The organism is Streptomyces sp. NPDC000404 (assembly GCF_040300365.1).
In the GTDB taxonomy this organism is placed as follows: Bacteria; Actinomycetota; Actinomycetes; order Streptomycetales; family Streptomycetaceae; genus Streptomyces; species Streptomyces ramulosus.
In genome coordinates, this window is the sequence record NZ_JBEPDN010000009.1 from 226,068 (window position 1) to 248,024 (window position 21,957).

The window sequence follows — 21,957 nt, forward strand, 5'->3', positions numbered from 1 at the left end:
CGCGCCCCGGCCCGCCCTACGGCACGATCGGCGTCTCCGTGACCGTGTCCCGCCCGGCGTCCGGGTGGGCGCGGACATCGGCCGTACAGGCGTAGCGGTGCGGAGCGGTGTCGTCCGGGCCGCCGAGGACCGCCGCCCGGTGGCGGCCGAGCGCCGGGGAGTCGCCCCAGGTGCAGGCGAGCTGGGCCAGCGCGAAGGACGGCAGGGCGTCCGGCGGCACGCTCAGCCGCAGGGTCCCCGCGGGATCGCCCGGCCGCGCCGCGGCGACCGTCAGATCCTCCGGCACGGCGGACGCGAACCCGGCCTCCTCCTCCCGCGGCGACGGCGGACGCCGCAGCTCGCCGAGGAGCGCCTGCGCCGCCCGCAGCGCCGCCGTCCGCGCCGGGCGCTCCGCGGTGCGCGGCACCGTCCGGGTGACGGGAACCAGCGACCCGCTGCACACCAGGTACACCGTGGCCGGTATCCGGTCGGGCGCCTCCTGCGCCGCGTTCCGCTCCCGTACCTCGCAGCTGACCCGCGACGGTGCGCCGCCGGCGTCCACCGGGACCGTCGTACCGCGCACCCCGCAGCCGGCCAGCGCCAGCGCCGCGACCGCGCTCAGCGCACCGGCTGCGGCACGCCGCAGCCGCCCCGCCCGGCTCACCGGCCGTCCTCCGCGCCGCCGCGGGCACCGTCGTCACCGGCGCCCGGCGTCCGGGCCGCGCCACCGTCGTCGTCCGCGCGCTCGTCCCCGGCCAGCAAGGAGGCGTCCATCGGCAGCCGCAGCGTGAAGACCGCGCCGCCCTCGGGCAGGTTGGCCGCGGTGATCTCGCCGCCGTGGATGTGCGCGTTCTCCAGGGCGATCGACAGCCCCAGACCGCTGCCGTCGGAGCGGGGCCGCGACGCGCTCGCCTTGTAGAAGCGGTCGAAGACGTGCGGCAGGACCTCCTCGGGGATGCCCGGGCCGTGGTCGCGCACCCGGATCAGCAGGGCGCCGGACGCCGGCCCGTCCGCCGGCTCCGCACCGGACGGCGCCGCGCCGCTGCCGGCATGGACCGCGCCGGGCGGGCACCGGTGCTCCGTCCCCGACGCGTCCTCCGTACGGATCGACACCCGCACCGGCGAACCGCCGTGCTTGAGGGCGTTGCCGATGAGGTTGGCGAGGATCACGTCGAGGCGGCGCGGGTCGAGGCGGGCGACGATGCCGCGGTCGGCGTCCAGCTCCACGGCGTCCAGCCACGCCCGCGCGTCGATGCACGCCGTCACCTGGTCCGCGACGTCGACGTCGTCCAGCACCAGCCGGGCGGTGCCCGCGTCGAAGCGGGTCACCTCCATCAAGTTCTCCACCAGGTCGTTCAGCCGCCGGGTCTCGCTGACCACCAGCCGCACCGCGGGCTCGATCATCGGGTCGAGGGAGTCGGCCTCCTCCTCCAGGACCTCCGAGACCGCGGTGATCGCCGTCAGCGGCGTGCGCAGCTCGTGCGACATGTCCGCGACGAACCGCCGCGACGCCGCCTCCCGCGCGCTCAGCTCCTCCACCCGCTGCTCGACCTGCTCCGCCGTACGGTTGAACGTCCGCGACAGATCGGCCAGTTCATCGGTGCCGGTCACCCGCAGCCGGGTCTCCAGCCGCCCCTCGCCCAGCTGCCGCGCCGCGTGCCCGAGCCGCTGCACCGGACGCAGCACCATCGTCGCGGCCGCCTGCGCCAGCAGCGCCGAGCCGACCAGCGCCAGCGCCGTCGCGATCCCCAGCGACCAGGCCAGCGAGTTGAGGTCCTGCCGCTCCGTCGCCAGCGACTTCATCAGATAGCCGGTCGGCCCGCCGCCGGTCACCTTCGCCCCGGCGACCAGGTACGGCACGTCCCCGACCTCCTTGCGCTGCCAGTACAGGTGGTGCGAGAAGCGGTTGGCGTCGTCCACCGGGCGCGCCGTGTCGACGGCCGTCCGCAGCGAATCCGGCACGCTCTGCGGCGTCAGCAGCTCCCGGTCCGTCGCGGCCACGCACTCCTTGCCCTCGGAGTCCGTGCCGATCAGCAGCACCGCGTAGTTCTGCGGCCCGGCCGCCATCTGCCGCGCCGCGTCCTGGAGTTCCCCGCACCGCGGCTGCACCGGCAGCGCCCCGGCCCGCTCGCCCAGCGCCGTACGGAAGTCCTTGAGCACCGCGTTCTGGGTGCGCTCCAGCACGGTGTTGCGGTTGAGCCAGTACGCGATCCCGGACGCCGAGACCGCAGCCGTCAGCGCGACCAGCGCGAAGACGAACACCAGCCGCATCCGCAGGCTCGTCCAGCGCAGCAGCCCCGCCGCCCGGCGCCGGAACCGCGGCAGCCGCCCGGCGCGGCCGTCCGCCCCCGGGGAGCCGTCCGTCACTGCGGGGTGTCCAGCCGGTAGCCGACCCCGCGGACCGTACGGATCAGCGTCGGCGACGACGGGACGTCCTCGACCTTGGCCCGCAGCCGCTGCACACAGGCGTCCACCAGCCGCGAGTCGCCCAGGTAGTCGTGCTCCCACACCAGCCGCAGCAGCTGCTGGCGGGAGAGCGCCTGACCGGGGCGGCGGCTCAGCTCCAGCAGCAGCCGCAGCTCGGTCGGCGTCAGCTGGAGGTCCTCGCCGTTCTTGGTGACCGTCATCGCCGAGCGGTCGATCACCAGCGAACCGAACGTCGCCGAATCGCTGGACTCCCGCTCCCCGCGGCGCAGCACGGCCCGGATCCGGGCGTCCAGCACCCGGCCCTGCACGGGCTTGACCACGTAGTCGTCCGCCCCGGACTCCAGACCCACCACGACGTCGATGTCGTCGTTGCGCGCGGTCAGCAGGATGATGGGCAGTTGGTCCGTACGCCTGATCCGCCGGCACACCTCGAAACCGTCGATGCCCGGCAGCATCACATCCAGCACGATCAGGTCCGGCCGCTGCTCACGCAGCAGCTGGAGGCCGTCCTCGCCCGACGCCGCGGTCACCACACGGTGACCTTGGCGCGACAGGGAGAGTTCGAGAGCCGTGCGGATGGCGTCGTCGTCCTCGATCAGCAACAGGAAAGGCACGCCCGCCATTCTGGCCCATGGCCCCCCGCCGCATCGACCGGCCGCCGTCGGGGAGCACCGTCCCGTTTCAGGGGCGCCGCCGGCCGCTCCACGAAGAGCGCAAAAAGCCCCCCAAGGCACATCTCCCACCGCTGTGACGTGCACATCGAGCATGTCGCGGCCCCCTGTGACACGGCTGTGACAGTCGACGGACAACGCGATGAAACTGGGTTGGCAGGGTTCTTGGCACCGGGAGGGACACCGACCGGAACAGACCGACGAACCAGGCTCTACCGACGGGGGGCGCGAGATGAACACCAAGCACGCCACGAGCACCAGCGCGGTGATCACGCGTCTCCACGACGTCGCACGGGCCTCCGAGAAGTCCGGTGCTGCGGGAGGGCGGGGGTGCTTCCGCGGCACCGGACGTCAGCGGCAGCCGTACCGGATCGCCGTCGACGCCACGGTGAACGGCCCGGCACCCGCCGCGGCGGCCCCGGAGCGCACCGCGACTGCCGCGTCCGCCGCGTCCACTGCGTCCGCCGCCTCCGACGCCGACTTCACCGCCTATGTGCAGGAGCGCCGCGCCGCGCTCTACGCCACCGCCTACCACCTGACCGGCGACCGCTACGAGGCCGAGGACCTGCTGCAGAGCGCACTGTTCTCGACCTACCGGGCCTGGGACCGGATCAGCGACAAGGCGGCGCTCGGCGGCTACCTGCGGCGCACCATGACGAACCTGCACATCAGCGCGTGGCGCCGCCGCAAGCTGAACGAATACCCCACCGAGGAACTGCCGGAGACGGCAGGCGACGTGGACGCGATGCGCGGCACGGAACTGCGTGCGGTGCTCTGGCAGGCGCTGGCCCGGCTTCCTGAGCCGCAGCGCACGATGCTGGTCCTGCGCTACTACGAGGGCCGCACCGACCCGGAGATCGCGGACATCCTCAACATCAGTGTCGGCACGGTCAAGTCCAGCATCTGGCGCTCGCTGCGCCGGCTGCGCGAGGACGAGGTCCTCAGCTTCGGCCGTGACGAGGAGGAGTCCTTCGGCGAGCTGGTGGCCTGAAGGACGGGGAGAAAGCCCGAGGGGATAAAGGGGCTGCGGACACGTCCCGGACACGGGGGATACGGGGGAGCCGGCCCGAGCGGAGCACTCCGCGACGGCCGGACGTACCCGGGACGCGTCCGCGAACAAGGGGAAAACGGGGGAACACGGGGGGATCAGGGGAAACACGGGGGAAGACGGAGCGGGTTCGGACTGCCGGGGGGGCTGTCCGAACCCGCTCCGTCGTGTGTGCGGGCGGGCGGGCGCCGGCGGCGGCGCCGGGCGGCTGCGGCACGAGGCCCGGGCGAGGCGCCGCCCCACAACGCAGCCCCACAACGCCGCCCCGGGACAAGGCGCCCGCCGGCAGGAACCCTTACCGCCCTACTGCCCTACTGGTATACGTCCGCCTGTACCTCGATCGTCGGCTCGCACCGGACCGGGAACGCCACCGAGTTGGCGATGAAGCACTTGCGGTGCGCCTCCGCATGGAGTTCGAGCGCCCGCTCGCGCATGGTCTCCGACACCACCCGCACCCTCGGGTGCAGCACCGCCTCCGTGAACGCGCCGCCCCCGGCGCCGTCCTCCGCCATCGTGGCGCCGGAGTTGTCCTCGTAGCCGTTGACCGTCACGCCGTTCAGGGAGCACAGCGCGAGATAGGTCAGCATGTGGCACTGCGACAGCGAGGCGAGCAGCAGCTGTTCCGGGTTCCACGCCTCGGCGGAGCCCAGGAACGCCGGGTCGGCGGTGCCGACGAGAGGGGGCGGGCCCGCGGAACTCACCTCGTGCTCGCGGTCGTAGTCGCGGTAGCCGCTGGTGCCCGTGCCCTGGTCGCCGGTCCAGACGACGCGGGTGCGGTAGGTGTGTTCCCTGGCCTTCGGCATGAACGTCCTCCCAAGACGCCGTTCGCGTTCCGGTTGCCGGATCCCGGCACCGGACTCAGGAGCCTACGTGCGTCACTTCCGGCCCGCCGCCCGTACGGGGGATCCCCGCTCTTCGGAGGGCCCGTCCGCCCCGGGGGCCGCGCCGCCCGGCCCCGCCGTCCGCGCCGCCGCTATCCGGGCCAGCGCCTCGGGACGGGCGCACGGATGCGCGCCGAGCGCCGTCTGCCGCGCCACCACGGAGCGTTCGGTCCGCAGCAGCCGCAGCCCGCGGCGTATCAGGTACGGCACCGGCTTGCGGCTCTCGCGCACATCGCGCAGCAGCCGCCGGCGGAACGTCGTGGTCGGGCGTCCGCGCAGGCAGAGCGCGTCGGCGAGCAGTCCGGCCGCCCGGCAGCGGTCGATCACCTCGGCGGCGAAGATGCCCTCCGCGACGAAGAGCGCGGCGCCGTCCAGCGTGACGTCCGCGCTGCCGGTGCGGGCGCTGGCCCCGATGTCGTACACCGGGACGGCCGCGCGGCCCTCGTGGCAGAGGGCGGCGACGGCGGCGAGCGCGGCGTCCGCGTCCCAGGAGAGCGGGGAGTCCCAGTCCGCGCCGCCGCCGTCGGGCAGCTGCGGCAGCGTCGGGTCGGTGCCCTCCTTGTAGAAGTCGTCGAGCCGGAGCACCGGCAGGCCCGTACGGGCGGCGAGGGAGGACTTGCCGGACCCGGAGGGACCGGTCAGCAGCAGGACGCGGGCGGCGGGGTGCCGGGCGGCGGACGGAAAGCTCACGGGAGCCCATTGTCCGGCATACGGCCCGCCGGGCCACCCCCTGGGGCGTGACGTCGTGCCGGACCCGGGGCGTGCCGCCGTCCCGCCGGGAACTGGATCGCCCGGCGGCCCATCAACTACGCTGTGGAGTCAAGCGATTACCAATGGTTCCCTCTCCCGTGGAAGGCTCCCCGTCGGGCGCCTTCCCCCACAGGCAGGTGGCAGCGCATGGCCTCACACGCACGTCCCAAGCCCGCTCGGCTTCCCCGTACGCTCCTGCGGGCCTCGCTCGCGGTCTCCGCGGCCGGCGCCGCGCTCGTGGCGGGCGGCGGCGCGGCGAGCGCGGCGCCGGTGAAATCCAGCGACACCGGCGCCACCGCGTCCGCCCTCACCGGCGCCCTCACCCACTCCCTGGCCGGGGTCACCGGCCCGGTCAAGGGCCTTCAGATCGATCCGCTGGCCAACACCCCCGTCGACCCGCTCGGCAACGCCGTCGGCACCCAGATCGCCGACTTCAAGCCCGTCGGCACCCAGCTGGCGACGGGCCCGGTCACCAAGGGCGGCGCGCTTGAGGACCTGCCGCTGGTCGGGCCGGCCACCCGGCTTCTGCCGTAAGCGCTTCCGGAAAGCCGTACGGGCCCCGATCCGCGGAGGATCGGGGCCCGTATCGCCGTGCCGGGGCGTCAGACGCCCGTCGGGTGCCACACCGTCTTCGTCTCCAGGAAGGAGAGGAGGCGGCCGGTGCCGGGGTCGGCGGACCAGTCCACCGGCGCCGGGCGGCGCACCCGCTTGAGGTTGTCGGCCGCGGCGGTCTCCAGCTCCGCCGCCAGCTCCGCGTCCGCGCCCGCCAGATCGATGGCGTTGACGTCCTGGTGGGCGGCGAGCGGCGCGCCCAGCTCCGCGGTGCGGCCGGAGAGGAGGTTCACCACGCCGCCCGGCAGGTCGGAGGTGGCCAGCACCTCGGCCAGCGACAGCGCGGGCAACGGAGCCCGCTCCGACGCCACCGCGACCACGGTGTTCCCGGTGACGATCGCGGGCGCCAGCACCGACACCAGCCCCAGGAACGACGACTCCTGCGGCGCCAGCACCGCGACCACGCCGGTCGGCTCGGGCGACGACAGGTTGAAGTACGGGCCCGCGACCGGGTTGGCGGAGCCGGCGATCTGGGCGACCTTGTCGGACCAGCCCGCGTACCAGACCCAGCGGTCCACGGCCGCGTCCACCTGCGCCGCGGCCTCGGCCTCCGCCAGCCCCTCGGCCGCCGCGACCTCCGCCGTGAACTGCGCCCGGCGGCCCTCAAGCATCTCCGCGACGCGGTAGAGGATCTGGCCGCGGTTGTACGCCGTCGCGCCCGACCAGCCGCCGAACGCCTTACGGGCCGCGACGACCGCGTCCCGCGCGTCCTTGCGGGACGCCAGCGGGGCGTTGGCCAGCCAGTTGCCCTCGGAGTCGGTCACCTCGTACACCCGCCCGCTCTCGGACCGGGGGAACTTCCCCCCGACGTACAGCTTGTAGGTCTTGAAGACGGAGAGTCGGTCAGCCATGGTGCTCGCCCTTCGGGGTCGACGGGGTCAGATACGCCGCCAGACCGTGGCGCCCGCCCTCACGGCCGTGGCCCGACTCCTTGTAGCCGCCGAACGGCGACGTCGGGTCGAACTTGTTGAAGGTGTTGGACCAGACGACCCCGGCGCGCAGCTTGTTCGCCATCCACAGCATCCGCGAACCCTTCTCCGTCCAGATACCGGCGGAGAGTCCGTACGGCGTGTTGTTGGCCTTGACGACGGCCTCCTCCGGCGTACGGAACGTCAGCACCGACAGCACCGGGCCGAAGATCTCCTCGCGGGCGATGCGGTGCGCCTGGGTGACGCCGGTGAAGAGCGTCGGCGCGAACCAGTAGCCGGACGAGGGGAGTTCGCACTCCGGGGACCAGCGCTCGGCGCCCTCGGCCTCGCCCGCGTCGGCGAGCGCGGTGATCCGGGCCAGCTGCTCGGCGGAGTTGATCGCGCCGATGTCGGTGTTCTTGTCGAGCGGGTCGCCGACCCGCAGCGTCCGCATCCGGCGCTTGAGCGCGTGCAGCAGCTCGTCCGCGACGGACTCCTGGACCAGCAGCCGCGAACCGGCGCAGCAGACGTGGCCCTGGTTGAAGAAGATGCCGTTGACGACGCCCTCGACGGCCTGGTCGAGCGGGGCGTCGTCGAAGACGATGTTGGCCGCCTTGCCGCCCAGCTCCAGCGTCACCTTCTTGTCGGTCCCGGCGACCGTGCGCGCGATGGCCTTGCCGACCTCGGTGGAGCCGGTGAAGGCGACCTTGTTCACGTCCGGGTGCGCGACCAGCGCGGCGCCCGTGGAGCCGTCGCCGGTCAGGATGTTGACGACGCCCTTCGGCAGCCCCGCCTGACGGCAGATGTCCGCGAAGAACAGCGCCGACAGCGGCGTCGTCTCGGCGGGCTTCAGCACCACGGTGTTGCCGGTGGCCAGCGCCGGGGCGACCTTCCACGCCAGCATCAGCAGCGGGAAGTTCCACGGGATGACCTGCCCGGCGACGCCCAGCGGGCGCGGGTTCGGGCCGTAGCCCGCGTGCTCCAGCTTGTCGGCCCAGCCGGCGTAGTAGAAGAAATGGGCGGCAACCTGCGGCAGGTCCGCGTCGCGCGACTCGCGGATCGGCTTGCCGTTGTCCAGCGTCTCCAGGACGGCCAGCTCCCGCGAGCGCTCCTGGATGATCCGGGCGATGCGGAAGAGGTACTTGGCCCGCTCGGCACCGGGCAGCGCGGACCACGTCACGAACGCCTTACGGGCGGCGGCCACGGCGCGGTCGACGTCGGCGGCCTCGGCCTGCGCGACCTCGGAGAGCACCTCCTCGGTCGCGGGGGAGACGGTCTTGAAGACCTTGCCGCCCGCCGCCGGGGCGAACTCTCCGTCGATGAAGAGTCCGTACGACGGCGCGATGTCGACCACCGCACGGGACTCGGGCGCCGGGGCGTAGGTGAAGGGGGTGGATGCGTCGAAAGTCATGGGAGCCTCAGTCCACCGTGACGTAGTCGGGGCCGGAGTAGCGGCCGGTGCTGAGCTTCTGGCGCTGCATCAGCAGGTCGTTGAGCAGGCTGGAGGCGCCGAACCGGAACCAGTCGGGCGTCAGCCAGGGCGCGCCCAGCGTCTCGTTGACCATGACCAGGTACTTCAGTGCGTCCTTGGTCGTCCGGATGCCGCCGGCCGGCTTCACGCCGACCTGGACGCCGGTGGCCTCGTGGAAGTCGCGGACCGCCTCCAGCATCAGGAGGGTGACCGGCGGGGTGGCGTTGACGGCGACCTTGCCGGTCGAGGTCTTGATGAAGTCGGCGCCCGCGAGCATCGCGAGCCAGGAGACCCGGCGGACGTTGTCGTACGTCTGCAGCTCACCGGTCTCGAAGATCACCTTGAGGTGGGCGGCGCCACCGTCGGGACGGGCGCACGCCTCCTTGACGGCCTTGATCTCCTCGAAGACGGAGCGGTACCGGCCGGCGAGGAACGCGCCACGGTCGATGACCATGTCGATCTCGTCGGCGCCGGCGGCGACCGCGTCCCGGACGTCGGCCAGCTTGACCGGCAGCGCGGCGCGGCCCGCCGGGAAGGCGGTCGCGACGGACGCGACATGGATGCCGGAGCCGGCGAGCGCCTCCTTGGCCGTCGCGACCATGTCCGGGTAGACGCAGATCGCGGCGACCTTGGGGACGGAGCGGTCGGTGGGGTCCGGGTTGATGCCCTTGGCGCACAGCGCCCGCACCTTGCCGGGGGTGTCGGCTCCTTCGAGCGTCGTCAGGTCGATCATCGAGACGGCGAGGTCGATGGCGTACGCCTTCGCCGTCGTCTTGACCGAACGGGTACCGAGGGTGGCGGCACGGGCTTCGAGGCCGACCTTGTCGACGCCGGGGAGGCCGTGCAGGAAGCGGCGCAGCGCGCCGTCGTCGGCGGTCACGTCCGCCATCGACGCCAGCCGCCCCGCGGCTTCCTTGCCGTATGCGGGAACTGTGGTGGGCATGGTCACGAGGGGAGCATATCTACGCGCGTAGCGGCCTGTCATCCCCCGTGGGAAGGTCGAACGCGCGGGGGCGTACGGGGGCGGGGCGTGCGCCGGGGCGGGAGCCTTGAGCGTACGGCCAGGGGCGCGGGTCGTGGGGCGCGGGCCGTGGGCGGCGGGCGCGGGTCGTGGGGCGCGGGCCCGCCCGCACCTCCCGGGGCCTTCCGCCCGACCGATGCCGTAACGCAATGTCCGACTTCCGGACGGTCAGGCAGAATCGGCAGCATGACGCGCCAGGAATCCGCCAGCACGGCCCCGCAGACATACGCCGAGCGCAGCTACCGCTCGCCCATGGGCCTGGTCGGTGGCGCCATGCTGATCGCGCTCGGCCTCTGGCTCGGCGGCGACGCCCTGGTGCGCGGCGCCGCGGAAACCAAGCTGACGGCGCTCTTCGCGCTGGTGCTCGGCGTACCGCTGGTGGCCGCGTTCACGCTGCGCCCCGTGGTGAAGGCGGGCGAGGACCGCCTGCTGGTCCGCAACCCGTTCCGCACCCTGACGCTCCCCTGGGGCGCGGTGGAGGACCTGCGGGCGTCGTTCTCCTGCGAGGTGTTCACCACCGGCGGCCGCAAGTACCAGCTCTGGGCGGTCCCGGTCTCGCTCCGCCAGCGCAAGAAGGCGGGCCGCCAGGCGGCGCGCGGAGCGGCACCGCGCCGTTCCGTCCTGGGCGGCGACGCCGGCCCGGTGCCGCGCGCCATGGCCGACCAGACGATGGACGAACTGCGCGAGATCAAGGCACAGGCGACCCACCGCGAGGGCGCGAGCGGGGAGCCGGTGGTGCGGTGGGCGTATGGGGTGATTGCGCCTTGTGTGGTGGGGGCGATCGGGTTGGCGATCATGGCGGCCGTTTAGGCGAAGCTTCGCCCCCGCGGGCGCGGGGTCGACCGCTGCGCCAACTTGGCCCACATCCGGTACTGGGGACCACCCCCGCACCCGCGGGATCGACGTCGCCGTGCCTGTCCTCGTGACCTAGGTCGTGGGACCACCCCCGCACCCGGGGCTCGACTTCCTGTGGGGCTCGGTGCGAGTGCAGCTCATCGGACCACCCCCGCACCCGCGGGGCCAACATCCGGTGGCGCAGCAGCCATCCAGGAACGCGCGGACCACCCCCGCACCCGCGGGACCAACACTCCCTCACCTGCCCCTTTGCCCCAACACACTCTGCTTTTCCTTCAGTTGGTGGGGGCGGGGAGCCCGCATAGCCTACCCGCCCCCCCCGTACGTCAGCAGCGGCGAAGCCGCCCCAGGCCCCCACCGCCACCGGAAATCGCGACGGCGGTACGGCCCCGCCAACCCTGGGCCCGTACCGCCGCGCGAAAGGATGTCGCAGGTCAGATCCCCGCAGCCCGCCCCAGATCCGTCTTCAGCTCCGCCAGAACCTCCGCCGCCCGCTCCCGGGCCGCCGGCAGGGCGTCGAGCGACGCGACCGGCAGGACCACCTCCAGGTAGCACTTGATCTTGGGTTCGGTGCCGCTCGGGCGGACCACGACGCGGCCGGCCGCGACGCCGCGCTCCGGGGCGCCGGCGAGCGTGTAGCGCAGGCCGTCCGTCGGGGGCAGCGACGCGGTGCCGCGGGCCAGGTCCTCGGCCTCGGCGACCGGGAGTCCGGCGAGCGTGGCCGGGGGCGTCTCGCGCAGGCGGCGCATGGCGTTCGTGATCAGGGACAGGTCCTCGACGCGGACCGACAGCTGGTCGGTGGCGTGCAGGCCGTACTCGACCGCGAGGTCGTCCAGCAGGTCGGTGAGGGTCCGGCCGGAGTGCTTCAGTTCGGCGGCCAGCTCGGTGATCAGCAGGGCGGCGGTGATGCCGTCCTTGTCGCGGACGCCCTCGGGGTCGACGCAGTAGCCCAGCGCCTCCTCGAACGCGTACCGCAGGCCGTCCACCCGGGCCAGCCACTTGAAGCCGGTCAGCGTCTCCTCGTACGGGAGCGTGGCGGCGGCGGCGATCCGGGCGAGGAGGGACGACGAGACGATGGTGGTGGCGAAGGTGCCGGCGGCCTGCTTGCTGACGAGGTGGGCGGCGAGCAGCGCGCCGACCTCGTCGCCGCGGAGCATCCGCCAGCCCGCGTCGGTGCCGGGCGCGGGCACGGCCACCGCGCAACGGTCCGCGTCCGGGTCGTTGGCGATGACGAGGTCGACGCCGGGGCCCGCGGCGCGGGCGGTGGCGAAGGCCAGGTCCATCGCGCCGGGCTCCTCCGGGTTGGGGAACGCGACGGTCGGGAAGTCCGGGTCCGGTTCGGCCTGTTCCGCGACGACCAGCGGTGCGGGGAATCCGGCGCGGGCGAATGCGGCCAGCAGCGTGTCCCGGCCGACGCCGTGCATCGGGGTGTAGACGGCGCGGGCACCCCGCGCCGAGCCCGGGGTGAGGACCGCGCCGGTCCGCTCCAGGTAGGCGGCGAGGACGTCGTCCTCCAGGGTCTGCCAGCCGGACGCGGGGCGTGCCACGTCGTGCAGCGAGCCGATCGCGGCGATCTCCGCGGCGATCTCGCCGTCGGCGGGCGGCACGATCTGGGAGCCGTCGCCGAGGTAGACCTTGTAGCCGTTGTCGCGCGGCGGGTTGTGGCTGGCGGTGACCTCGACGCCGGCGACCGCGCCCAGGTGCCGGATGGCGAACGCCAGGACCGGGGTGGGCAGCGGGTGCGGCAGCACCGCGGCGCGCAGGCCCGCGCCCACCATCACGGCGGCCGTGTCGCGCGCGAAGTCGGCGCTCTTGTGGCGGGCGTCGTAGCCGATGACCACGAGGCCGTCGCCGTCGCCGCGGCCCTTGAGGTACGCGGCGAGCCCGGCGGCGGCGCGGATGACCACCGCGCGGTTCATCCGCATCGGGCCCGCGCCCAGCTCCCCGCGCAGCCCCGCGGTGCCGAACTGGAGGGTCCCGGCGAACCGGTCGGCCAGCTCGTTCACGTCACCGGCGTCGATCAGCCGGGACAGCTCGTCGCGGGTCTGCGGGTCGGGGTCCTCGGCCAGCCAGGTCTGGGCGAGACGGATCAGCTCCGCGGGATCGGTGGCCACGTGATGCTCCTGACGACGGTGGGTGGGGCGGGGTTGCGCGGGACGGACCGGGGGTGCGCGGGGACGGGACCGGGGCGGCGTCCGGACGGACGGGCGGGCGCCGGTGGCTTACGGGGCCAGGGCGGGCGGCGGGGCCGGGCGGCGGGGCCCGCCCCGGCCCGGCCGGACGCGGGGTGCCCGCCCGGCCCGCCGCCCCGGCCGCCGGGCTCAGAGCTTGCCGAGCACCTGGGCCAGCAGGCTGCCCATCCGCGTGGCGGAGTCGCGGCCGGCCTGGAGGACCTCTTCGTGGTTGAGCGGCTCGCCGGTCATGCCCGCGGCGAGGTTGGTCACCAGGGACAGGCCCAGCACCTCGGCGCCCGCCTCACGGGCGGCGATGGCCTCCAGCACCGTCGACATGCCGACCAGGTCGGCGCCGAGCGTGCGGAGCATCCGGATCTCGGCGGGCGTCTCGTAGTGCGGCCCGGGGAGCTGCGCGTAGACGCCCTCCTCCAGGGTCGCGTCGACCTCCTTGCACAGCGCGCGCAGCCGCGGCGAGTACAGGTCCGTCAGGTCGACGAAGTTCGCGCCGGGGATCGGGGAGGTGGCGGTGAGGTTGAGGTGGTCGCTGATGAGCACCGGCTGCCCCGGACGCATCCCGTCGCGCAGACCGCCGCACCCGTTGGTGAGCACGATCGTCTTGCACCCGGCGGCGACCGCGGTCCGCACCCCGTGCGCCACGGCGGCCACACCGCGGCCCTCGTAGTAGTGCGTACGGCCCAGGAAGACCAGCGCGCGCTTGTCGCCGATGCGGTACGAGCGGATCTTGCCGCCGTGGCCCTCGACGGCGGGCGGCGGGAAGCCGGGCAGCTCGGTGACGGGGAACTCGTGCTCGGGCGCGCCCAGCTCCTCCGCTGCCGGGGCCCAGCCGGAGCCCATGACCAGGGCGACGTCGTGGCTGGTGGCGCCGGTGAGTTCGCGCAGGCGGGCGGCGGCGTCCCCGGCGGCGGCCTGCGGGTCGCGGGCGGGGTCCGTGGTAACAGATGCGTTCACGCGGACGAGGGTAGCGGGAAATCTCCTACGCGCGTAGATGCCGCTGCGTACACGGCCGGAAGGCGCGGGTGGGAAGGGGCGCGCGGAGGCCCGGTGGTCCTTTTGGGGGACGCCTCCCGGGGGCCGTCGTGCGTGGCGCGCCCGTGGGCGCGCCGGCCGGCCTCAGCAGGGCCGCTTGCGCAGCTCCATGACGTAGTCGTGCGGGGCGCCGGCGGATTCGGCCGCGTCGGCGATCTCGCCCAGATAGCGGGCGGAGGGCAGCCCGCCCTCGTAGCCGTTGAGGACGTAGACCCAGGCGGGCTCCTCGCCGTCGAGGGTGTGCACGCGCACCCGCATCCGGCGGTAGATGTCGAGGCCGACGCCCTCCCAGCGGTCCATGGAGTCCTCGTCCATCGGGGCGATGTCGTAGAGCGCGACGAAGACCTGGGTGCGCGGCGCCTCCACGATGGTGGCGAGGGCGCCCTCCCAGCCCAGCTGCTCGCCGCCGAACGTGAGCCGCCAGCCGTTGAGCCAGCCGGTGCCGCGCAGCGGGGAGTGCGGTGCGCGGCGGGACATCAGCCGCGCGTCGAGGTTGCCGGCGTACGCGGCGTAGAGCGACATGGTTCGAGGGTACGGGAGGCGGGCCCGCGCGCTCCTGGGGAACGGGGGATCCGGAGCCGGGAAATCCGCCGCCCGCCGCACCCCGCCGGGAAGCACCGCGCGGCGTGCGGGACAATGGAGGGCGTGACTCGGATCGTGATCATCGGTGGCGGACCCGGCGGATACGAAGCGGCCCTGGTGGGCGCCTCGCTCGGCGCGGAGGTGACCGTCGTCGACTGCGACGGTCTGGGCGGGGCGTCGGTGCTGACCGACTGCGTCCCGTCGAAGACTCTCATCGCGACGGCCGAGGTGATGACGACCTTCGACTCCTCGTACCAGGAGCTGGGCATCATCGTCGAGGACGGCACGCCCGACCCGGAGCGGCCCGCCCGGGTCGTCGGCGTCGACCTCGGCAAGGTCAACCGCCGCGTCAAGCGCCTCGCGCTGGCGCAGTCGCACGACATCACCGCTTCGGTCACCCGCGCCGGTGCCCGCGTGCTGCGCGGCCGCGGCCGCCTGGAGCCCGGGCAGGCCACGGACGGCTCCCGCAAGGTCACGGTCACCGCCGCCGACGGCACCGAGCAGACGCTGATCGCGGACGCGGTGCTGATCTCCACCGGCGCGCACCCCCGCGAGATCCCCGATGCCCTCCCCGACGGCGAGCGCATCCTGAACTGGACGCAGCTCTACGACCTCGACGAGCTGCCCGAGGAGCTGATCGTGGTCGGCTCCGGTGTCACCGGCGCCGAGTTCGCCGGTGCCTACCAGGCGCTCGGCTCCCGCGTCACGCTCGTCTCCTCCCGCGATCGGGTGCTGCCCGGCGAGGACCCGGACGCCGCCGCCGTCCTGGAGGACGTCTTCCGGCGCCGCGGCATGAACGTCATGGCCCGCTCCCGCGCCGCCGCCGTCAAGCGCGTCGGCGACCGCGTCGAGGTGACGCTCGCCGACGGCCGGACGATCTCCGGCACCCACTGCCTGGTCGCGGTCGGCTCCATCCCGAACACCGCCGGGATCGGTCTGGAGGAGGCCGGGGTCCAGCTGAAGGAGTCCGGGCACATCCGCACCGACCGGGTCTCGCGCACCTCCGCGCCCGGCGTCTACGCCGCGGGCGACTGCACCGGCGTCTTCGCGCTGGCGTCGGTCGCCGCGATGCAGGGCCGGATCGCGATGTACCACTTCCTGGGCGACGCGGTCACGCCGCTGAACCTCCGGACGGTCTCCGCGAACGTCTTCACCGACCCGGAGATCGCCACCGTCGGCTACTCCCAGGCGGATGTCGACGCGGGCAAGATCGACGCCCGGGTCGTCAAGCTCCCGCTGCTGCGCAACCCGCGCGCCAAGATGCAGGGCATCCGCGACGGCTTCGTGAAGCTGTTCTGCCGCCCGGGCACCGGCATCGTCGTCGGCGGCGTCGTGGTCTCGCCGCGCGCCAGCGAGCTGATCCACCCGATCTCGCTCGCGGTCGACAACAACCTCACCGTCGAGCAGATCGCCAGCGCCTTCACGGTCTACCCGTCGCTGTCCGGCTCGCTCGCCGAGGTCGCCCGCCAGCTGCACACCCGTAAGGCGGCAGACGAGTAGCCGCCTTCGGGGGACGGCGGGTGGGAACGTTCGTTCCCCGGGTGCCTGCCGCGGGTGAGGGGCGCCGGGGCGCGATCCCGGGCGCCCGGCGCTGACCAGCGATCATGTCGCCGTCGCCGGGCGGGAGTTCGGGGCAGGAGCCCTCTATACCACTCGGTCACCCACGGCGTGCACAATTTCCGTTAATTGGTGCAACCTGCTGAAAACAGACGGTCGTTGGCGTTACTGTCAGTTTCGTGTTCGCTGCAGAACGTCGCCAATTGATCCTTGAAATGGTGCGGGCCAACGGAGCGGTGTCGCTCCGGGAGCTCGCCCGTGTCGTCCAGACCTCCGAAGTGACCGTACGCCGGGACGTACGCGCGCTGGAAGCGGAAGGGCTCCTCGACCGCCGGCACGGCGGAGCGGTCCTCCCGGGCGGTCTCGCCCGGGAATCCGGTCTGCCCCAGAAATCCCATCTCTCGACCGCGGAGAAGACGGCCATCGCCGATCTCGCCGCCGGTTTCGTGGAGGAGGGGGAGGCCATCGTCGTCGGAGCCGGCACCACCACCCAGGAGCTGGCCCGCCGGCTCGCCCGGGTGCCCGGACTGACCGTCGTCACCAACTCCCTGCTGGTCGCCCAGGCGTTGGCCCATGCCAACCGCGTCGAGGTCGTCATGACCGGCGGAACGCTGCGCGGCTCCAACTACGCCCTGGTCGGCAGCGGTGCCGAGCAGTCCCTCCAGGGGCTGCGGGTGTCGCGCGCCTTCCTGTCGGGCAGCGGGCTGACCGCCGAGCGCGGCCTGTCCACGTCCAACATGCTCTCCGCCAGCGTCGACCGGGCGCTCGTCCAGGCGGCGGGCGAGGTGGTGGTCCTCGCCGACCACACCAAGCTCGGCGCCGACACGATGTTCCAGACCGTGCCGACGGACCTCATCACCCGGCTGGTCACCGACGAGCCCCCGGCCCACGACGACCGCGCCGCGACGGAGCTGCAGGCCCTCGCCGACCAGGGCGTGCAGATCGCCGTGACCGGCACCGCCGCCGGCGCGGCCACCACCACGGACGGCCCCGCGGACCGGCGCGGCCACCGCCGGGAGGTGCCGCTGCCGGGCCAGCGCCGCAACCACCCGCCGAGCGGCGCGGCCCCCGCCCTGCGCTCCCCCTCCCTGGGCGACGCGCCCCGCGTCGCCGATCTCGCCCCCCGGCGCCGCTGAGACGTCCCGGGGCCCGGCGGCACGTCCGCGGGGCCCCGGGAGGCCTCAGTACGCCCGGCGCACCGGGGCGCGCGGTCGTCAGGGGCGGGTGAGGACCACCAGCTGCCGGGTCGCCCGCGTCATCGCCACATAGCGGTCGACGGCGCCCGCGATGCCCGTCCCGAACGACTCCGGGTCGACGAGCACGACCAGATCGAATTCGAGCCCCTTCGACAGCTCCGGCGTCAGCGCCCGGACCCGGGGGCGTGCCCGGACCGCCGCCCCGCCGTCACCGTCGGCCCCGATGACACAGGCGGTCCCGTCGTCGTGCGCGGCCAGCCAGGCGTCCAGGACCGCGTCCCGCTCCGCGACGGAGCCGTGGACGACGGGGACGCCGCTGCGGCGGATGGACGCCGGCACGTTGGCGTCCGGCAGCGCGGCCCGGATCGCCGGCTCCGCCTCCGCCATGACCTCCTCCGGCGTGCGGTAGTTGATGCTCAAGGACGCCACCGTCGCCCGGTCGAGCCCGACCCGGGCCAGCCGCTCCTGCCAGCTCTCGGTGAAGCCGAGCCGGGCCTGGGCGCGGTCGCCGACGACGGTGAAGCTGCGGGACGGACAGCGCTGGATCAGCATCTGCCACTCGGCGTCCGTCAGTTCCTGCGCCTCGTCCACGACGACATGGGCGAACGGCCCGGCGAGCAGGTCCGGTTCGGGGGCCGGCAGCCCGGAGTCGTCGATCAGGGTGTCCTGGAGGTCCTGGCCGTGCAGCATCGTCACGGCGCCCTCGCCGTCGTCGTCCGCCCGCAGGATGCCCTCGATGACCTGGGCCCGGCGGGCGCGTTCGGCGGCGACGGCGGCGTCGTGGCGGCGCTTGCGGCGGGACGCCTCCGGGTCGCCGAGCCGCTGCCGCGCCGCGTCCAGGAGCGGCAGGTCGGACACGGTCCAGGCGTGGGCGTCCGCACGTTGGAGGCGGCGCACCTCGTCGCGGTCGAGCCAGGGCGCGCAGCGGCGCAGATAGGCGGGGACCGACCAGAGGTCACCGATCAGGTCGGTCGGCTCCAGCGTCGGCCAGACGCGGTGCAGGGCGGTGATCAGCTCCCGGTTCCGCAGCAGCGCGCGGCGCAGCAGCGTGGGGGAGAGGTCGTCGCCTTCCGTGCCGTGCTTGTCGATCAGCAGCGTGAGCAGCTCCTCCAGGATCTGCTCGCGCGCCTCGTTGTGCGGGGTGCCCGGCTCGACGGCGGCGAACGCGACGGCCCAGTCGGCGGGGCTCAGCCACACCGTGGACCAGGGCGTGGTGACCGTCATCCCCTCGGTGGGCGGCTCCTCGTAGAGGGCGACGGCCGGTTCGACGGCCCGCACCATGTCCGCGGACGCCTTCAGCCGGGCCACCTCCGGGTCGGCCTCGGCCACCGCCCGCGCCCCCTCGGCGACGAGATCGCGCACGGTGCAGGTCTGGACGCCCTCCTCGCCGAGGCTGGGCAGGACGTCGGCGACGTAGTGGAGATAGGGCCGGCTCGGGCCGACGAAGAGGACGCCGCCGCGGCGGTGGCCCAGCCGGGGGTCGGCGTACAGGAGATGGGCGGCGCGGTGCAGGGCCACCACGGTCTTGCCCGTGCCGGGGCCGCCGTCGACGACGAGCGCACCGCGCGAACCGGCCCGGATGACGGCGTGCTGATCGGCCTGGATGGTGGTGAGGACGTCCCGCATCCGCTCGGAGCGGCCCGCGCCCAGGCTCGCGATGAAGGCGGACTGGTCGTCGAGGGCGGCGTGGCCCTCGCGGCCGTCCGCGGTGAACACCTCGTCCCAGTAGTCGCCGATCCGGCCGCGGGTCCAGCGGTAGCGGCGGCGGCGCGCCAGGCCCATCGGGTCGGCGTGGGTCGCGGCGAAGAAGGGGGCGGCGGCCGGGGAGCGCCAGTCGACCAGGAGGCGGCGGCCGGTGGCGTCGGTGAGGCCGAGGCGGCCGATGTAGACCGGCTCGGGGTCGTCCGCGCGCACGAAGTGGCCCAGGCAGAGGTCCAGACCGAAGCGGCGCAGGGTGCGCAGGCGGCCGGTGAGCCGGTGGACCTCGGTGTCCCGGTCCATCGCCGCCCGGCCGAGGCCGCCGGGGGAGCGGCGGACGGCGTCGAGCCGCTCGGAGAGTTCGGCGATCGTCTCCTCCAGCGTCGCGGCGACGGCGGCGAAGTGCCGCTCGTCGCCGCCGATCAGCGCCGGATCGGCCTTGGCGGCGAGCCGTTCGGGCAGCGCGAACGCGCCGGTGATCGGGGTCGTCATCTCAGCGGCTCCCTTCCGGGGCCGCGGACACCGGCGCCGCCGTTGCCCGTCCCCGCTGTCCGGGCCGCTGCGGGTACGGCGCGGGCCCTCTCCGCGGCGCGACGCCACCGCACGGCCCATGAACCGACAACACCACACGCACTTCGTGAATCTCCGATTTCCGCAGGATCCGGCAACGGCCTGAGATTCTGCGGCACGAGGGGGGCCTTGCCGCAAGGCCCCCAGTGCGTTATACGTTGTATACGGCGGGGTTGTTCGTATGCCCCGTGACCTGCGGATCTGATCGCCTTCGCCGATCGGCCGCCCGGACGGACAGGCGCACGGCGCCGCGTCCCTTCCCAACTCCTCTTCCGCACGGCCCGGTTGGGGACATCCCCGTGGGTCCGCCGGCGCCGGCCGCGGGGTTCACTCCGCCGTCGGGCGGTCCGCCTTCAGGCCGGTCAGGGTGAGGGTCAGCAGGCGGTCGGCGAGGTGCGGGTCGTCCGGGGACTCCTCGGCGGCCAGCGCGATGCCGTTGGTCAACTGCATCAGATCCCCGATGGTGACGTCCGGGCGTACCGCGCCGGCGCGCTGCGCGCGGGCCAGCAGGGCGCCGCCCGCCTCCCGCATCGGCACGCTGCACCGCGCCATCCCGGAACTCTCGTCGGCCGTCGCCGTCATCAGCGCCCGCGACAGGCCCCGGTACGTCCCGGCGTGGGTGATGATCGCGCGCAGCCACTCGACCAGCGCCCGGCACGGCTGCGGGGCGTCCGCCAGCTCCCGCGCCTGCGCCAGCAGCGCCTCCACCTCGCTCTGGAAGACCGCGCCCATCAGCGACGTACGGTGCGGGAAGTGCCGGTAGAGGGTGCCGATGCCGACCCCGGCGCGGCGGGCGATCTCCTCCAGCGAGGTGTCGGTGCCGTGCTCGATGAAGGCGGTACGGGCCGCGGCCAGCAGCCGCTCGTAGTTGCGCCGGGCATCGGCCCGCATGGGCCGCGGGCCGCCCGCCGCCTCGCTCCGCCGCCCTGCCGTCTCGGTCGCCATCGCCGTCCTTCCTCGTCCCGGCCGGTCCCGGCCCGGTGGCTCCAGGATGCCACTGACCGGGGCCGCGGCGGCCGCCCGCCCGGGGCGCACGGGGGCGCCGCGCACGCCCCCCCGGGCCCGGCCGGTGGACGGGCGGCGTCTCGTGGCCCAATCCCCGGTGGCCGTCCGGCGACACCTGGCCGAACACCGCGGCGGGTCGCAACGACGCGCCCCCGAACACCATCAAACCTGGCGCAACACGGTGTTCCGGGCCGGTACGTGCCCCGGGCCGCCGGCACACCGAGGGGTCGGCGCGGGCGCGCGCTTCGCGGACCTCCCAGACCTGGGGAAGACGTCATGGGGCTCACCAGCCGCCCGCTGCTGTACGCCACCGTCCTGGCCGCGCTGGCCGCGGTCGCGCTGACCTGCCGGCTGTGGCCGCGCTTCGCCGGACGCGGCCCGCGGGCGCTGCTCGGCCGGCTCGGCTCCCTCCTCGCCACCCAGCTCGCCCTCGTCGCGGCCCTCGCCCTCGCCGTCAACGCCAACTTCCAGTTCTACGGCTCCTGGCACGAACTCCTCGGCCTCTACGACGACGCCCCCGGCGCGGTCGCCAAGTGGGGCGGCACCACGGGCGTCGGCCCCGCCGGGGACCCCGCGCAGGGCCTCGTCCAGCCGTCCGGCCCGGAAGGGCTCGACAAGGTCCACGGCCTGCCCAAGGGGCCGCCCGCGGTCAACGGAAAGGTGGAGACCGTACGCATCGTCGGCAAGCGGACCCGGCTGGTCGACCCGGCGTACGTCTACCTGCCGCCGCAGTACTTCCAGGCGGCCTACGCCCGCCAGCGGTTCCCCGTCGTCGTGGCGCTCAGCGGCTATCCGGGCGGCATCTACCTGCTCGGCCAGCACCTGCGGCTGCCGCAGACCGCGGCGGCGCTCCAGCGCTCCGGCGAGGTGCAGCCCACCGTCATCGTGATGCTGCGGCCCACCGTCGCCCCGCCCCGGGACACCCAATGTGTCGATGTGCCCGGGGGCCCGCAGGCCGAGACGTTCTTCGCCGAGGACGTGCCGGACGCGCTGCGGTCCCACTACCGGGTCGGCCACGACCCCGGCGGCTGGGGCGTCCTCGGCTACTCCTCCGGCGGCAGCTGCGCCCTCCAGCTCGCCATGCGCCACCCGGAGACGTACACCGCGGCGGCGGCGCTCTCCCCGGACTACAAGGTCACCCCCGACCCGACCACCGGCGATCTGTTCGGCGCCGGCCGCGACCGGGTGCGCCGGCGCGAGGAGCACGATCTGATGTGGCGGCTGCGCCATCTGCCGCCGCCGCGGGTGTCGGTGCTGATCGGGACCAGCCGCCACGGCGAGAAGAACTACCCGGCGGCCCGGGAGTTCCTGGCCGCCGTCCGGCCGCCGATGCAGGCGGACGCCGTCCTCCTCGACCAGGGCAGCCACAACTTCGCCACCTGGCGCCGCGAACTGCCCGCCGCGCTGCGGTGGATGAGCAAGGAGCTGACGTTCCCGGAGGACGTGGTGGGCGCGTCGTAGCGGACGGACGGGCCGGGGCGCGCACCTCGCCTGCGCGCCCCCAC

Annotated in this window: 19 protein-coding genes; 6 read left to right on the top strand and 13 right to left on the bottom strand. The window is 74.2% G+C overall.

Annotated features, from left to right (window positions below; all coding sequences use genetic code 11):
- Positions 1-16: 16 nt before the first annotated feature.
- Genes ABT345_RS19415 through afsQ1 form a run of 3 tightly spaced genes read right to left on the bottom strand, consistent with a single transcriptional unit; the run spans position 17 to position 3,020 of the window.
- Entirely contained in the window at positions 17-643 is a 627-nt protein-coding gene (locus ABT345_RS19415) for a hypothetical protein (protein WP_345090016.1), read from the bottom strand.
- Positions 640-2,445 carry an ATP-binding protein gene (locus ABT345_RS19420; protein ID WP_386459670.1) on the bottom strand — a complete coding sequence of 602 codons (1,806 nt, stop codon included), beginning with the start codon at positions 2,443-2,445 and terminating at the stop codon, positions 640-642. Before ABT345_RS19420 ends, ABT345_RS19415 begins: the two co-directional genes overlap by 4 nt.
- Positions 2,343-3,020 (bottom strand): two-component system response regulator AfsQ1, encoded by a 678-nt coding sequence (gene afsQ1 / locus ABT345_RS19425; RefSeq protein WP_185993866.1) that lies wholly within the window; start codon positions 3,018-3,020, stop codon positions 2,343-2,345. Before afsQ1 ends, ABT345_RS19420 begins: the two co-directional genes overlap by 103 nt.
- Positions 3,021-3,309: 289 nt before the next feature.
- Here afsQ1 and ABT345_RS19430 point away from each other — a divergent pair, with 289 nt between their 5' ends.
- The gene (locus tag ABT345_RS19430) at positions 3,310-4,068 is read left to right on the top strand and encodes a SigE family RNA polymerase sigma factor (protein ID WP_345090010.1); all 759 of its coding nucleotides are present in this window, start codon (positions 3,310-3,312) and stop codon (positions 4,066-4,068) included.
- Positions 4,069-4,436: 368 nt separating this feature from the next.
- Here the strand turns inward: ABT345_RS19430 and ABT345_RS19435 are convergent, their stop codons facing one another.
- Together ABT345_RS19435 and ABT345_RS19440 are read right to left on the bottom strand one after the other, a co-directional pair.
- Complete coding sequence (locus ABT345_RS19435) at positions 4,437-4,928, bottom strand: OsmC family protein (protein WP_345090007.1); 492 nt, start codon at positions 4,926-4,928, stop codon at positions 4,437-4,439.
- Between the two features lie 72 nt (positions 4,929-5,000).
- Entirely contained in the window at positions 5,001-5,696 is a 696-nt protein-coding gene (locus ABT345_RS19440) for an ATP-binding protein (protein ID WP_345090003.1), read from the bottom strand.
- Between the two features lie 207 nt (positions 5,697-5,903).
- Between ABT345_RS19440 and ABT345_RS19445 the strand changes: the two genes are divergently transcribed.
- Positions 5,904-6,290 carry a hypothetical protein gene (locus tag ABT345_RS19445; protein WP_345090001.1) on the top strand — a complete coding sequence of 129 codons (387 nt, stop codon included), beginning with the start codon at positions 5,904-5,906 and terminating at the stop codon, positions 6,288-6,290.
- A 68-nt stretch (positions 6,291-6,358) separates the two neighbouring features.
- On the opposite strand, the gene ABT345_RS19450 is transcribed toward ABT345_RS19445, so the two are convergent.
- The 3 genes from ABT345_RS19450 to deoC are packed head-to-tail and all read right to left on the bottom strand — an operon-like array spanning position 6,359 to position 9,690.
- Positions 6,359-7,219 carry an aldehyde dehydrogenase family protein gene (locus ABT345_RS19450; RefSeq protein ID WP_345089998.1) on the bottom strand — a complete coding sequence of 287 codons (861 nt, stop codon included), beginning with the start codon at positions 7,217-7,219 and terminating at the stop codon, positions 6,359-6,361.
- A complete protein-coding gene (locus ABT345_RS19455; protein WP_345089995.1) occupies positions 7,212-8,687 on the bottom strand; it encodes an aldehyde dehydrogenase family protein in 1,476 nt (491 codons plus the stop codon). Before ABT345_RS19455 ends, ABT345_RS19450 begins: the two co-directional genes overlap by 8 nt.
- A 7-nt stretch (positions 8,688-8,694) precedes the next feature.
- Positions 8,695-9,690 (bottom strand): deoxyribose-phosphate aldolase, encoded by a 996-nt coding sequence (gene deoC, locus ABT345_RS19460; RefSeq protein WP_345089993.1) that lies wholly within the window; start codon positions 9,688-9,690, stop codon positions 8,695-8,697.
- A gap of 264 nt (positions 9,691-9,954) precedes the next feature.
- Between deoC and ABT345_RS19465 the strand changes: the two genes are divergently transcribed.
- On the top strand, positions 9,955-10,578 hold the full coding sequence (locus ABT345_RS19465; RefSeq protein ID WP_345089990.1) for a PH domain-containing protein: 624 nt from the start codon (positions 9,955-9,957) through the stop codon (positions 10,576-10,578).
- Between the two features lie 479 nt (positions 10,579-11,057).
- On the opposite strand, the gene ABT345_RS19470 is transcribed toward ABT345_RS19465, so the two are convergent.
- The 3 genes from ABT345_RS19470 to ABT345_RS19480 form a co-directional block, all read right to left on the bottom strand.
- Positions 11,058-12,737 carry a phospho-sugar mutase gene (locus ABT345_RS19470; RefSeq protein WP_345089987.1) on the bottom strand — a complete coding sequence of 560 codons (1,680 nt, stop codon included), beginning with the start codon at positions 12,735-12,737 and terminating at the stop codon, positions 11,058-11,060.
- Positions 12,738-12,944: 207 nt separating this feature from the next.
- Positions 12,945-13,766, bottom strand: coding sequence for a purine-nucleoside phosphorylase (locus ABT345_RS19475; protein ID WP_345089984.1), 822 nt, complete (start codon positions 13,764-13,766; stop codon positions 12,945-12,947).
- A 162-nt stretch (positions 13,767-13,928) separates the two neighbouring features.
- Positions 13,929-14,366 carry a gamma-glutamylcyclotransferase family protein gene (locus ABT345_RS19480; protein WP_345089979.1) on the bottom strand — a complete coding sequence of 146 codons (438 nt, stop codon included), beginning with the start codon at positions 14,364-14,366 and terminating at the stop codon, positions 13,929-13,931.
- 114 nt (positions 14,367-14,480) lie between these two features.
- On the opposite strand from ABT345_RS19480, the gene ABT345_RS19485 reads away from it, so the two are divergent.
- Positions 14,481-15,926, top strand: coding sequence for an NAD(P)H-quinone dehydrogenase (locus tag ABT345_RS19485; protein WP_345089976.1), 1,446 nt, complete (start codon positions 14,481-14,483; stop codon positions 15,924-15,926).
- 236 nt (positions 15,927-16,162) lie between these two features.
- Positions 16,163-17,119 (top strand): DeoR/GlpR family DNA-binding transcription regulator, encoded by a 957-nt coding sequence (locus tag ABT345_RS19490; RefSeq protein WP_345089973.1) that lies wholly within the window; start codon positions 16,163-16,165, stop codon positions 17,117-17,119.
- 78 nt (positions 17,120-17,197) lie between these two features.
- Here ABT345_RS19490 and helR read toward each other — a convergent pair whose 3' ends face one another.
- Positions 17,198-19,369 carry an RNA polymerase recycling motor ATPase HelR gene (gene helR, locus ABT345_RS19495; RefSeq protein WP_345089970.1) on the bottom strand — a complete coding sequence of 724 codons (2,172 nt, stop codon included), beginning with the start codon at positions 19,367-19,369 and terminating at the stop codon, positions 17,198-17,200.
- A gap of 405 nt (positions 19,370-19,774) precedes the next feature.
- Positions 19,775-20,392, bottom strand: a complete 618-nt coding sequence (locus tag ABT345_RS19500; RefSeq protein ID WP_345089967.1) for a TetR/AcrR family transcriptional regulator — start codon at positions 20,390-20,392, stop codon at positions 19,775-19,777.
- A 336-nt stretch (positions 20,393-20,728) separates the two neighbouring features.
- Between ABT345_RS19500 and ABT345_RS19505 the strand changes: the two genes are divergently transcribed.
- Entirely contained in the window at positions 20,729-21,913 is a 1,185-nt protein-coding gene (locus ABT345_RS19505) for an alpha/beta hydrolase (RefSeq protein WP_345089964.1), read from the top strand.
- Positions 21,914-21,957 lie beyond the last annotated feature (44 nt).

Bases quoted from the DNA above. Each gene is read 5' to 3' on its own strand.
- ABT345_RS19430 (WP_345090010.1), top strand. From the start codon at position 3,310: ATGAACACCAAGCACGCCACGAGCACCAGCGCGGTGATCACGCGTCTC.
- ABT345_RS19435 (WP_345090007.1), bottom strand. From the start codon at position 4,928: ATGCCGAAGGCCAGGGAACACACCTACCGCACCCGCGTCGTCTGGACC.
- ABT345_RS19445 (WP_345090001.1), top strand. From the start codon at position 5,904: ATGGCCTCACACGCACGTCCCAAGCCCGCTCGGCTTCCCCGTACGCTC.
- ABT345_RS19450 (WP_345089998.1), bottom strand. From the start codon at position 7,219: ATGGCTGACCGACTCTCCGTCTTCAAGACCTACAAGCTGTACGTCGGG.
- ABT345_RS19455 (WP_345089995.1), bottom strand. From the start codon at position 8,687: ATGACTTTCGACGCATCCACCCCCTTCACCTACGCCCCGGCGCCCGAG.
- deoC (WP_345089993.1), bottom strand. From the start codon at position 9,690: ATGCCCACCACAGTTCCCGCATACGGCAAGGAAGCCGCGGGGCGGCTG.
- ABT345_RS19465 (WP_345089990.1), top strand. From the start codon at position 9,955: ATGACGCGCCAGGAATCCGCCAGCACGGCCCCGCAGACATACGCCGAG.
- ABT345_RS19480 (WP_345089979.1), bottom strand. From the start codon at position 14,366: ATGTCGCTCTACGCCGCGTACGCCGGCAACCTCGACGCGCGGCTGATG.
- ABT345_RS19485 (WP_345089976.1), top strand. From the start codon at position 14,481: ATGGAGGGCGTGACTCGGATCGTGATCATCGGTGGCGGACCCGGCGGA.
- helR (WP_345089970.1), bottom strand. From the start codon at position 19,369: ATGACGACCCCGATCACCGGCGCGTTCGCGCTGCCCGAACGGCTCGCC.
- ABT345_RS19500 (WP_345089967.1), bottom strand. From the start codon at position 20,392: ATGGCGACCGAGACGGCAGGGCGGCGGAGCGAGGCGGCGGGCGGCCCG.
- ABT345_RS19505 (WP_345089964.1), top strand. From the start codon at position 20,729: ATGGGGCTCACCAGCCGCCCGCTGCTGTACGCCACCGTCCTGGCCGCG.